Origin of the sequence: Winogradskyella flava (assembly GCF_014243395.1) — a bacterium.
In the GTDB taxonomy this organism is placed as follows: Bacteria; Bacteroidota; Bacteroidia; order Flavobacteriales; family Flavobacteriaceae; genus Winogradskyella; species Winogradskyella flava.
On record NZ_JACLCP010000001.1, the window covers coordinates 1,104,151 to 1,117,599 of the forward strand.

General features: G+C 37.1%; 9 protein-coding genes. All 9 read right to left on the reverse strand.

Translation table 11 applies throughout. The features are described 5' to 3' along the window. Positions 1–377: 377 nt before the first annotated feature. The 9 genes from H7F21_RS04895 to ilvD are packed head-to-tail and all read right to left on the reverse strand — an operon-like array spanning position 378 to position 13,444. A complete protein-coding gene (locus H7F21_RS04895; RefSeq protein WP_185788093.1) occupies positions 378–1,967 on the reverse strand; it encodes an NADP-dependent glyceraldehyde-3-phosphate dehydrogenase in 1,590 nt (529 codons plus the stop codon). Between the two features lie 10 nt (positions 1,968–1,977). Further along, positions 1,978–3,276 carry a threonine synthase gene (gene thrC / locus H7F21_RS04900; RefSeq protein WP_185788094.1) on the reverse strand — a complete coding sequence of 433 codons (1,299 nt, stop codon included), beginning with the start codon at positions 3,274–3,276 and terminating at the stop codon, positions 1,978–1,980. Then, a complete protein-coding gene (locus H7F21_RS04905) occupies positions 3,273–4,193 on the reverse strand; it encodes a homoserine kinase (protein WP_185788095.1) in 921 nt (306 codons plus the stop codon). Before H7F21_RS04905 ends, thrC begins: the two co-directional genes overlap by 4 nt. 3 nt (positions 4,194–4,196) lie before the next feature. Continuing rightward, complete coding sequence (thrA, locus tag H7F21_RS04910; RefSeq protein ID WP_185788096.1) at positions 4,197–6,644, reverse strand: bifunctional aspartate kinase/homoserine dehydrogenase I; 2,448 nt, start codon at positions 6,642–6,644, stop codon at positions 4,197–4,199. A gap of 19 nt (positions 6,645–6,663) precedes the next feature. Beyond that, entirely contained in the window at positions 6,664–7,932 is a 1,269-nt protein-coding gene (gene ilvA / locus H7F21_RS04915; RefSeq protein ID WP_185788097.1) for a threonine ammonia-lyase, read from the reverse strand. 40 nt (positions 7,933–7,972) lie between these two features. Next, positions 7,973–9,472 (reverse strand): ketol-acid reductoisomerase, encoded by a 1,500-nt coding sequence (gene ilvC, locus H7F21_RS04920; RefSeq protein ID WP_185788098.1) that lies wholly within the window; start codon positions 9,470–9,472, stop codon positions 7,973–7,975. An 11-nt stretch (positions 9,473–9,483) separates the two neighbouring features. Further along, a complete protein-coding gene (gene ilvN / locus H7F21_RS04925) occupies positions 9,484–10,014 on the reverse strand; it encodes an acetolactate synthase small subunit (protein ID WP_185788099.1) in 531 nt (176 codons plus the stop codon). A 2-nt stretch (positions 10,015–10,016) separates the two neighbouring features. Next, a complete protein-coding gene (gene ilvB, locus H7F21_RS04930; protein WP_185788100.1) occupies positions 10,017–11,753 on the reverse strand; it encodes a biosynthetic-type acetolactate synthase large subunit in 1,737 nt (578 codons plus the stop codon). 11 nt (positions 11,754–11,764) lie between these two features. Further along, entirely contained in the window at positions 11,765–13,444 is a 1,680-nt protein-coding gene (gene ilvD, locus H7F21_RS04935; protein WP_185788101.1) for a dihydroxy-acid dehydratase, read from the reverse strand. Between the last annotated feature and the right edge of the window lie 5 nt (positions 13,445–13,449).

A 13,449-nucleotide genomic window follows, 5' to 3' on the forward strand; every position in this document is an offset into this window, starting at 1 on the left:
AGAGCTGGACTCACCTAAGCTCTAAAAATAGAAGTTCACCCTTACGGGCGACGCAGAAAAAAGCGACGCAATACCTTGCTATTATCTGAAGTGATAATTAAGGATTGAACCTGATATTTGAAAGTTGAGTTATACACGATGAAAGTTGAAAAATTAATATAGAGTTTGTTACTAATAGTAGAATTAGCGGCGGCGTTTTGCCAAGTTTAGACCTGTGGGTCTGGGTGCTCTATACTTGTGTCTCAGTGTAAACATAGAGCTAAACTACATATTAAATTTCTATTTGCAATAGATGTTATGCGGTTTCTTCAAAAATTTATGACATTCTAAATAAATAACTTTTAAATTATAAATATCTCATTTATAGATAGTTTAATTTAAAGAATATAATCTGTGCTCACAAAGTTGGAAGCTCGGGAGTCTAGTAGATCCTTTAAAATAGCATTGTTATAATCATTGTCTTTTGAGGCAACAAAAGTTCTAATTGAAAACGAACGTAAGGCATCATGAACACTTAAGGTAGCAACAGCCGAATCCTTACGACCTGTAAAAGGATATACGTCGGGTCCTCTTTGGCAAGAGCTATTAAGATTAACCCGACAAACCAAATTTACCAAGGTATCAATTAATGGTGCTAGGGTTTTTACGTCTTTTCCAAATAAACTTACTTGTTGACCGTAATTAGATTCTGCCATGTCGTTTAATGGTTCTTCAATGTCACTAAATGGTACAACAGGAATCACTGGCCCAAATTGTTCTTCTTGAAAAACTCTCATGTCTTTTGAAACAGGATATAATACTGCTGGAAAAATATAATTTTCTGTTGTTTTACCGCCTTTTTTATTAATTACTAAGGCGCCTTTAGCAGTCGCATCGTCAATTAACTCTTGAATATATGAAGGTTTATCTGGTTCAGGTAGGGGTGTTAATTTTGCGCCATCTTCCCATGGATTGCCAAACTTGAGGGTATCGACTTTTTCAGAAAAACGTTTGTTAAATTCTTCAATAATAGCTTCGTGGACATATAAAACTTTCAGAGCAGTACAACGCTGACCATTAAAAGAGGTTGTGCCAGCAATACATTCTGATATTGCCAGATCTAAATCCGCATCTGGCAATACAATGGCGGGATTTTTTGCTTCCAACCCGAGAACTAAACGTAGTCTATTACTTTTTGGATGTTGATTTTGTAAGGCATTTGCAGATTTACTGTTTCCTATGAGAGCCAAAACGTCAACTTTGCCAGTTTGCATAATTGGTGCAGCGACGGTTCTACCTCTTCCATAGATAATATTAACAACACCTTTTGGGAAGCTATTCTGAAATGCCTCAATTAATGGAGATAGGAGTAATACACCAAATTTTGCAGGTTTAAAAATGGTCGTATTACCCATGATTATGGCAGGAATCAGCAATGCAAATGTTTCATTTAACGGATAGTTGTAAGGCCCTAAGCATAGTACAACACCAAGAGGCCCTCTTCTAATGTGTGCATGGACACCATCATGTTTCTGAAATTTGGCACTATTGCGATCCATGTCTTTATAATCTTCGATAGTATCGTAGATATATTCTACAGTTCTGTCAAATTCCTTTTGCGAATCAGGTAAATTTTTCCCTATTTCCCACATTAAAAGCTTTACGACTTCATCACGTTTGGTTTTCATTTGTTCCACAAACTTTTCCATGCAAGCAATACGATCAACCACCTTCATGGTTGGCCATAAGCCTTGGCCTTTGTCATAGGCTTCTACTGCGGCATCAAGCGCACTGATGGCTTCTTTCTTTCCTAAAGTAGGAATAGTGCCTAAATATGTTGGTTGATAAGCTTCAGTTGAAGATATCGTGGAATAAATATCAGATGTTTGACCTCGCCATGTTTTCAGTTCTCCACCGACTAGATAGGTGTTTTGATTCAAGATTTCTTTAATCTGAAATTGCTCTGGAATGTCATTTTTTGAAGTCATAGTACTTTTTTTATTGAAGTAGGTATGTTTTGAGTTGATCGTAGTTGGAAATCTTAAGACTATGTTTTTCACGATCTATAATAGCCTCGATTTGTGGTGGCATTGTTATGGATTCTTTAATCGCTTTTGGTAATACTGGTAAAAATTTGATTGGGTGCGCTGTTTCCAAAAACACCCCTTGTGCATCATATGTTGTTTCTAAATACTTCTTTAGTGACAAATAGCCAATAGCACCATGCGGATCTGCAATATAATTATGCTTATCTTTTAGATGGTTAATGGCTTCAATAGTTTGTTCATCTGTATAACTATAACCTGATAAATTGGTTTTTAAAGCATTAAAATCATGATGATGTAATTCTTCAATACGGATGAAATTACTTGGGGCTCCAACATCCATAGCGTTGGATATGGTTTGTACGGAAGATTTTGTTGTATAGGTGCCCGTTTTCAGATATTCGGGCACAATATTATTCGCATTTGTTCCAGTTACAAAATGATGAATAGGAAGTCCTAATCTTTGGGCCATCATCCCGGCACAAATGTTACCGTAATTACCACTTGGTACGGAAAAAACTAATTTTTTATTGTTCCTTTTTAATGCTTTATAAGCGAAAAAGAAATAAAACATTTGTGGTAGCCAACGTGCTATATTGATAGAGTTGGCCGAAGTGAGCTTGTGTTTTGTTTTTAAGTCCTCATCCAAAAATGCTTTTTTTACCATGTCTTGACAATCGTCAAAAACGCCATTGACTTCTAGAGCCGTAATATTTTGACCAAGGGTTGTCAATTGTTTCTCTTGAATATCACTCACTTTACCACTAGGATAAAGAATGACAACTTCGACGCCATCAACACCTAAAAATCCACTTGCCACGGCGCCACCGGTATCTCCCGAAGTGGCTACCAATACTGTAACGTCTTCTTTGATGTCTTTCTGTTTATTAAAATAGCCTAAACATCTAGCCATGAATCGTGCACCAACATCCTTGAACGCCATTGTTGGTCCATGGTATAACTCCAAGGCAGATATATTTTCTTCAACGGACACAATAGGAAAATCAAAACTTAAAACATCCTTTAAAATCTCTTTTAAATCTTTTTCAGGTATTTCGTCACCAACAAATTGCTTAATGGCTTCGTAAGCTATAGTTACATGATCTAATGTGTCGATAGTTTCAAAAAAAGACGTTGGAAGTTTATGAATCTCTTTCGGAAAGTACAAACCTTTGTCTGGTGCCAAACCTTTGACGACAGCGTCTTGGAATGATACTTCCGGTGCTTTATGGTTTAAACTAAAATATTTCATATGATACGTGCTCCTGCTTTGCTAATATTAGAGACATAAATGCTATAATCGATACCTGAATTTTTATAAACCGTATTCATGGCTTCGGCTACTTTATTGGCGGTTTGTTTTCCTTTGCTCAATGCAAAAATGGAAGGTCCAGAACCAGAAATGCCTGCGCCTAAAGCACCGTTTGAAATGGCGGCTTCTTTAACTTCATCAAAATATGGAATAAGTTTTTTTCTGTTTGGTTCTGCTACTAAATCCACCAAAGAGCGTCCAATAAGATCAAAATCCTCAGCATATAAGCCACTTACTAATCCACCAACATTGGCCCATTGCGAAATAGCTGTTTTAACAGGGATGTTTTGAGGCACTACTTTTCTCGCTGCTTCGGTTTTAATTTCAATTTGCGGATGAATCACAGTTGCTACCAATTTTGATGGTGTCGGAATACCGATAATGTCCAAAGGTTCATAACTTCTCACTAAAATAAAACCGCCATAAATGGCAGCAGCAACATTATCGGCAATCGCTGATCCGCAAGCTGTGACTTCGCCTTGCATGGCGAACTTGGTCAATTCTAGATTAGAATATTTTCCATTCAATAATGTATTGATCGCAAACGCAGTTCCGGAAGCACTTGCAGCAGAGCTACCCAATCCACTTCCAGGTTTAAATTTTTTAAAAATTTGAATATCTAGTCCAAAGTCGGCTTTACTGTCATTAAGCATATGTTGTGCAACCACACCAACAACATTCTTGTTGGCTTCAAAAGGTAAGTCGGCGCCTTCAATTTTAGAGATGATGACGGATTTCTCTTTTGTTTTTGTAAATATCATTTCGTCGCCTAAAGCTTCCATGGAGAAACCCATAGCATCATATCCACAAGAGACATTGGCTACTGTTGCTGGCGAAAAAATCTTGATACTATTCATCTTTTAATTTCTACCTAAAGTAATGATATCTGCGAATAAGCCAGAAGCTGTAACTTCTGCACCAGCACCAGCGCCTTTTATAATAAGTGGCTGCTCTGGATATCTTGTTGTATAGAAAAGCACAATATTGTCCTTGCCTTGAAGGTTATAAAAAGGATGCGTACTATTCACTTCCTTTAGACCAACTTTAGCTTTACCGTTGTTGAATTCTGCTACGTACTTCAATTGGCAGTCATTTTCTTTTGCTGAAGCATAAATGGCTTCAAAATGTGAAGCGTATGTTTTGAGAGTCTTGTAAAAATCTGCAACGGATTTTGCTTTTAGGCTATCTTTTGGTAGAAATGAATCGTTAGTTATGTGTTTCAAATCTATTTTAAAACCTGCTTCTCGAGCTAAAATCAAAATTTTTCTGGCTACATCTACACCACTTAAATCTATGCGAGGGTCTGGTTCTGTATAGCCTTCTTCCTGTGCTTGTTTTACCACATCATAAAAGCTTGTTTTTTCATTGAAATTATTAAAAATGAAGTTCAAACTTCCAGACAATACTGCTTGAATCGATGTGATTTTATCTCCGGAATTGATTAAGTTATTCAAGGTGTAAATAACAGGTAATCCTGCTCCCACATTGGTTTCAAATAGAAAGGAAGCGTTATACTTTCTCGATAGTTCTTTAAGTTCAAGATAATCTGAATATTTTGAAGAACAAGCTATCTTATTACACGCAATGACCGAAATACTTTCTTTGAGGTAATCCCTGTAGGTTTTGGCAACATCTTCATTTGCTGTAACATCAATAAAGATGCTATTGCTTAAGTTAAAGTCTTTTACGACCTTAAAAAATGTTTGGTGCGTTCTTGGTTTCCCTTTCTTGATCTTTTCGCTCCAGGTAGTAAGGTCAATGCCATTTTCATTGAATATCATTTTTTTGGAGTTACTTATTCCGACGACTTTGATATTCAATAATAAATTTTCATTTAAATAGGCCTGTTGTTGTTTAATTTGATTCAACAGGATAGCGCCTACATTTCCCACACCAACAATAAATAGATTGAGCGTTTTAATTTGTTTTTCGAAGAATGTATTATGCAGGGTTACGAGTGCCTTTTTAATATCTTTATGAGCAATGACCGCAGAAATATTGCGTTCTGAAGCACCTTGCGCAATGGCTCTAACGTTAACATTATTTTGACCTAACGATCTAAACATCCTACCGCTAATGCCTTGATGACTTTTCATATTGTCCCCAACTACTGCGATAACAGCTAAACCAGCTTCAACTAGAAGTGGTTTAATTTTTTTCAGGGAAATCTCGTATGCAAATTCTTTGTCTACTACAGCTTTTGCCATTTTTGCATCGTTACTGTAAACACCAACACAGATTGAATGTTCTGAGGATGCTTGTGTGATGAGTACCACATTGATTTTGCTTCTGGACAATGCAGAAAATAAACGCTTTGAAAATCCAGGAACACCAATCATTCCATTACCTTCTAGTGTGAGCAATGCAATATTTTCAATATGGCTAATTCCTTTTACTGGCCCATTCTTACTTTTAGATTTTTTAGTAATTAAGGTGCCTTCTGCTTCGGGATCAAATGTGTTCTTTATATAAATAGGAATATTTTTCTGTAGGGCAGGCTGAACAGTTGGTGGATACAATACTTTGGCTCCAAAATGAGAAAGCTCCATGGCTTCTTGATAAGAAATTTGCGCTATGGAAAAGGCTTGTTTTACCAATTTAGGATTCGCAGTATACATACCACTAACGTCTGTCCAAATTTCTAGAACGGATGCTTTGACAGCTGCAGCGATCAGAGCAGCCGTATAATCAGATCCTCCGCGTCCAAGTGTAGTTGTGTTGCCCTCTTTATCCCTAGATACAAACCCAGGCAGTACTACGATCTTGTCTTTATTCGATTTGAAGAACTTAGAAATAGCCGTTGTGGTTTCTTTACTTTTTACATTGGCATTAGTATGTGCGGAATCTGTTACAATTATTTCTCTGCTGTCTTTGAGAGCCGATTTTTTAACGGTCTGTTGCAGTGCTTCCGAGATAATGTAAGAAGATAACAACTCACCAAAACTTACAATCTTATCTCTTGTTTTATCTGAAAATTCATTAATTAAATAAACACCTTGAAGAATTTGTTTAAGTGCCTCGAGTTTACCATCGATTTGCCTTAAAACGGTTCTTTTTTTAGGGCCTTTAATTAATTGTTGAACGGCTTCTTGGTGCCGCTTGGAAATATGTTGAAATACCTTTAAGTAGTCATTATTTTTTTTTGTAGCGAGTTCTCCAGCTTCAATCAATAAATCCGTGGTGCCGCCAAGTGCTGAGACGACAACGGCTATTTTATTCTTTTTGGCTTCTCGCTCTAGAATCGAAATGACTTTTGAAATATTTTCTGCATTGGCAACTGATGTGCCTCCAAACTTAAGTACTTTCACTTAATTTTTCTTTTAGCAATTATATTAAAAATTGAAACAAATCTGGCTTATCATTTAGGTAATCTCCAAAAAAGTTATGAAGTTTCATTTTAGTGATTAAAGGGTCTAAATCACTAGGGTGTTTCAGCTCTAAACCTACAACGGCAACATCATTTTCTCGATTTACTTTTTTAGTGTATTCAAAATGTGTAATGTCATCTGTTGGACCTAATATTTCAACAACGAACTCACGTAATGCTCCGGCACGCTGAGGAAACTTAATGATAAAGTAATGTTTTAGATTCGCATAGAGTAGAGCACGTTCCTTGATTTCTGGAGTACGTGTAATATCATTATTGCTTCCGCTAATCACACAAACCACATTTTTACCTTTTATATCGTCGGCATATTGTTCAAGTGCAGAAAGGCTTAATGCACCAGCAGGTTCTACAACAATAGCATCTTTATTATACAACTCTAAGATAGTCTGACAAATTTTACCTTCGGCTACAGTAGCTACATCGTGTAGGTTTTCTTTGCATATCGCAAAGTTTAAATCGCCTACACGTTTTACAGCTGCACCATCCACAAAGTTCTCTATGGATTTTAATGTTGTATTTCTATTGTTTTTAATTGAAGTCTGCATGGAAGGTGCACCTTTAGGCTCTACACCAATAATTCTTGTTTGTGGCGATAACACTTTAAAAACACTTGATAATCCAGCGGATAATCCACCTCCTCCAATTGGTACAAAAACATAATCAATAGGATGTGCTTTCGTTTGGTCTATGATTTCCAAACCAACAGTAGCCTGACCCTCAATAACCTTTTCGTCATCAAAAGGATGGATGAATGTTTTGCTAAGACGTTCGCATTCTGTCATAGCTGCATAGTAAGCATCGTCAAAAGTATCTCCAACCAATACCACGTCAATATAATCTTCGCCAAACATTTTTACCTGCTCAATTTTTTGGTTAGGTGTTGGCGATGGCATAAAAATCGTGCCTTTTATTTTTAAAAGCTTGCATGAAATAGCGACACCTTGAGCGTGATTACCTGCACTAGCGCATACAATCTCATTTTCAATTTGAGTTGGACTCAATGATGAGATTTTATTATATGCACCGCGAATTTTATAAGAACGTACCTCTTGAAGGTCTTCTCTTTTAAAATATATATTGGCACCAAATTGCTTTGAGTATTGCGAATTTTTTATCAAAGGCGTTACGGAAGCAACACCTTTAAGTTTTTCGGCAGCATCTTCAACAGCTTGCAGTGTTGGCTTATATGTTGTTGTGGTATTTTCCATGCGGTTATGTCCTAAATCAAATTCAGGATAAAATTCTTATTTAAGCCAAAACAGTATCTTCCACTTTAGCTGTTTTAATAACTTTCATGGCTGTCATTGCAGCACGTAAACGCTGACCAACATCTTCAATTGGATGATTTCTAATGGCATCATTTACGGCAATCAGTTCTATATTATCAACACCATTGGATGTATTGTATGGTTTTCCGATGATAGATGTATCTACAGTTTTCATAAAATCTTTAAGCAATGGTTTACAGGCATGATCAAATAAATAACAACCATATTCTGCAGTATCAGAAATAACACGATTCATTTCGAATAATTTCTTTCTAGCAATAGTATTGGCGATTAATGGCAATTCATGTAAAGATTCATAGTACGCCGAATCTTCTATTATACCTGCACTTACCATAGTTTCGAATGCTAATTCAACGCCAGATTTTACAAAAGCAACTAATAAAACACCATGATCGAAATATTCTTGTCCTGAGATGTGGTCTGTAGTTAGTGCTGTTTTTTCAAAAGCAGTTTCGCCCGTTGCAGCTCGCCATTGTAATAGGTTAACATCGTCATTTACCCAATCTTCCATCATAGTTTTCGAAAAATGACCTGAGATGATATCATCCATGTGCTTTTCGAATAGTGGACGCATAATAGATTTCAATTCTTCCGATAATTCAAAGGCCTTAATTTTTGCAGGATTAGAAAGTCTATCCATCATATTAGTAATGCCGCCATGCTTTAAAGCTTCGGTAATAGTTTCCCAACCAAACTGAATTAACTTAGCTGCATAGGCAGGTTCTATACCTTCTTCAACCATTTTGTCAAATGACAGAATAGCTCCTGTTTGCAATAAGCCACAAAGAATGGTTTGTTCTCCCATTAAGTCAGACTTTACCTCTGCTATAAAAGAAGATTCCAATACACCTGCGCGATGTCCGCCAGTGGCAACGGCATACGCTTTTGCTTGCGCCCAACCCTTGTTTTCTGGGTCATTTTCTGGATGAACTGCTATTAAAGTTGGCACACCAAATCCACGTTTATATTCTTCTCTAACTTCCGTTCCAGGGCATTTAGGTGCTACCATGATTACTGTTAAGTCTTCACGAATTTTAGTACCTTCTTCAACAATATTAAAACCATGAGAGTAACTTAAAGTCGCACCTTGCTTCATTAATGGCATAACTGCTTTAACGACATTAGAATGTTGCTTGTCTGGTGTTAAGTTTAAAACTAGATCTGCAGTTGGAATTAATTCCTCGTAGGTTCCAACATTAAAATCATTTTCTGAAGCATTAATGAACGAAGCACGTTTTTCATCAATTGCTGCTTGACGAAGCGCATAAGAAATATCCAATCCCGAATCTCTCATGTTTAGTCCTTGATTGAGACCTTGTGCACCACAACCAATAATAACAATTTTCTTTCCTTTTAATGCGTTTACGCCATCTTCAAATTCTGAAGCTTCCATAAAACGGCATTTTCCTAATTGGTCTAATTGTTCTCTAAGTGGTAATGTGTTGAAATAATTTGACATTTTTTTATAATTTAATGTTGAAATGCTTCTAGCATTGTTGATATTTTCATTTCATCTTTGGTCACTGCAATGCGCCCTGAACGCGTAAATTGCATAATTCCAAAGACACTTAATTCTCTATGTAATAAATCGATTTCCTCTTTTCTTCCTGATTTTTCAAGAACAAAGAATTCCCTATTGACGGTAACGATTCGCGCATTACTTTCTTTGATGATATTCTGAATCTGACGCTCTTCGAACAGTAAATCCGATTTTATTTTAAATATGGCAGAAATTTGATAGATGGTTTCTTCGTCAGTGTGGTAATAAGCCTTAATAACTTCAACCTGTCGTTCTAACTGACCAATGATTTTTTTCATTTGGTCTTCTGCAATATTCACCACAAGAGTGAATCTAGAAACACCATCAATTTCTGATCTTGAGGTATTTAAACTCTCTATGTTGATATGTCTGCGTTGGAAAATTGCGGAAATCCTGTTCAATAATCCAATGTTGTTCTCCGTATAAATTGATACTGTAAAATGTTTTATTTCTTTATCCATAATTATTCTAGTCTTATATCTGAAACTGTTGCACCTGATGGAATCATAGGAAAAACATTATCTTCTTTTTCTACGCATACTTCTAGGAAATACGGTTCTTTACTTGCTATCATTTCTTCTACTGCTGCAGCCAATTCTTCACGCTTTGTAACACGTTTCGCATTGAGGTAATAGCCCTTTGCAATTGCTACAAAATCTGGATTTGTCATCTCAGTTGAAGCGTAGCGTTTGTCAAAAAATAGTTGTTGCCATTGTCTAACCATGCCTAAAAAGTCATTGTTAAGGACAACTATTTTTACAGCAGCTTTTTGCTGAAAAATAGTACCCAATTCTTGTATGGTCATTTGGTAACCACCATCACCACAGATAGAAATCACTTCTCTTTCTGGAGCAGCCATTTTTGCACCAATTGCAGCAGGTAAGCCAAAGCCCATAGTTCCTAAACCACCAGAGGTAATGTTACTTTTTGTTTTATTAAATTCGGCATAGCGACAAGCGATCATCTGATGTTGTCCTACATCAGTTACGATGGCTGCATCCCCTTGAGTTTGTTTGTTGATTTCTTTTAAAACTTCACCCATAGTAAGACCTTCCTTGGTTGGGTGAAGATCATTTTTGATGACTTTTTCGTATTCTATGCTATATAAATCTTTAAACTTTTGATGCCACTCATTATGTGAGTTTGGATTCAATAACGGCAATAGAGCTTTTAAACTTGTTTTCGCATTTCCAAGAACAGCAATATCAGTTTTTACGTTTTTATCAACTTCGGCAGGGTCGATTTCAAAATGAATAATCTTAGCTTGCTTAGCGTAGGTCTCTAAATTACCTGTAACCCTATCATCGAAACGCATTCCTATGGCAATCAATACATCACACTCATTGGTTAACACATTTGGTGCGTAGTTACCGTGCATGCCAACCATACCTACATTTAAAGTATGAGATGTTGGGATTGCGGATACACCTAAGATGGTCCATGCAGATGGTATTCCTGCTTTTTCAACAACGGCCTTAAACTCTTCTTCAGCTTCTCCTAAAATAACACCTTGTCCCCAAACAATTAGAGGTTTTTTTGCGTTATTGATGAGTTCTGCTGCCGCTTTTAATGAATTTTCATCTGTTGGTGGGACAGGCTTATAACTTCTAACACCATGACATTTTTCGTACTTGAAATCAAATTCTTCAAATTGAGCATCTTTGGTAATATCAATTAAGACAGGACCTGGTCGTCCACTTTTAGCAATATAAAATGCTTTGGCTAAGACTTCTGGAATTTCTGAAGCTTTGGTGATTTGATGATTCCATTTCGTTACAGGTGTGGAAATACCTACAATATCGGTTTCTTGAAAAGCATCACTACCCAACAAGTGCGATGCTACTTGTCCTGTAATACAAACCATTGGTGTGGAATCTATTTGAGCATCTGCAATTCCAGTAATTAGGTTTGTTGCTCCTGGTCCGGATGTGGCGATAGCTACGCCAACTTTCCCAGAAATACGAGCATAGCCTTGTGCTGCATGCGTTGCGCCTTGTTCGTGACGTGTTAAGACATGATGAATCTTATCTTGATATTTGTACAATTCATCATAAACTGGCATAATCGCTCCACCAGGATAGCCATATAATATATCGACACCTTCTGCTAATAAACATTTTATAATGGCTTCGCTTCCTGAAATGCGTTCAGTAGTTTGCAAACTTTTTACTTGATTTTGTATGGTTTGAGTTTCTTTCATCAGCTGGTTCTTTAAAATTCATCTGTTACACAGCCTTTTGATGCTGATGATACAGTTTTTGCATATTTATAGAGTACACCACGTTCAAACTTTAAGTCTGGTGCTTTCCATTTGGCTCGTCTTTGTTGTAGTTCTACCTCAGAAACTTCTAGTGATATTGAATTGGTTTCTGCGTCTATAGTAATGATGTCTCCATCTTTTACTACAGCAATGGTGCCGCCTTCTTGTGCTTCTGGCGTAATGTGTCCAACAACAAAACCATGAGTTCCCCCGGAGAATCTTCCATCAGTTATTAGTGCTACATCTTTCCCTAGGCCAGCTCCCATTATTGCGGCAGTAGGTTTTAACATTTCTGGCATTCCAGGACCGCCTTTGGGACCTTCATAACGAATAACAACGACGTCTCCTTTTTCAACTTTGCCATCTCTGATGCCATCATTAGCTGCATATTCCCCTTCAAAGACTTTGGCTTCTCCTCTAAAGCACAAACCTTCTTTTCCAGTTATTTTTGCTACGCTGCCTTCTGTGGCTAGATTACCGTAAAGCATTCTTAAATGTCCAGAAATTTTGATAGGTTTTTCGATTGGTTTTATGACGTCTTGCCCTTCTGTTAGATCTTGGACATCCAATAAATTTTCTGCAATTGTTTTGCCAGTTACAGTTAAACAATCGCCATGAATCAATCCTTTTTTGAGTAAATATTTCATCACTGCAGGAATACCACCTACCGCATGTACATCTTCCATGAGGTATTTACCGCTAGGTTTTAAATCTGCTAAAAATGGTGTGTTATCACTTATATCTTGAAAATCTTTAAGTGTGAAATCTATTTGAGCAGCTCTTGCAATGGCTAAAAAGTGGAGCACTGCATTTGTGGAGCCACCAAGTATGGTGACTAATCTCACAGCATTTTCTAAAGATTTTCGAGTGATTATGTCTGAAGGTTTAATATCTTTCTCAAGTAACACTCTCATCGCTTCTCCCGCACGAATGGATTCTTGTTTCTTTTCGTTACTTAACGCAGGGTTTGAAGAATTAAAAGGTAGCGCCATACCTAGGGCTTCAATGGACGAGGCCATAGTGTTCGCTGTATACATACCACCACAGGCACCTGCTCCTGGACAAGCTTTTTCGACGATATTTTGGTATTCATTTTCAGACATTGTACCAGCTACTTTGCTGCCCCATGCCTCAAATGCAGAAACTACGTCAAGCTTTTTACCATCATGACAACCAGAATCAATCGTTCCACCATAGACCAAAATAGATGGTCGGTTTAAACGGATCATAGCCATTAAGGCGCCTGGCATGTTTTTGTCGCAACCTACGACCGTGACTAAACCATCATAGCTCATCGCTTGTACTACAGTTTCCATAGAATCTGCAATAATATCCCTTGACGGCAAAGAGTAACGCATGCCTGGTGTTCCCATGGAAATACCATCACTAACACCAATGGTATTGAAAATTAATCCAACTATATCCTCATTTTTAGTACCTTCTTTAACAAGTTTCGCCAAATCGTTAAGGTGCATATTGCAAGGATTACCTTCGTAACCTGTGCTTGCAATACCTATTATGGGTTTAAAAAAATCTTCCTTTGTTAATCCTATAGCATGCAGCATAGCTTGTGCTGCTGGTTGCGTAGAATCTTGTGTAACGGTTTTACTGTATTTGTTTAATTGACTCATGCGTT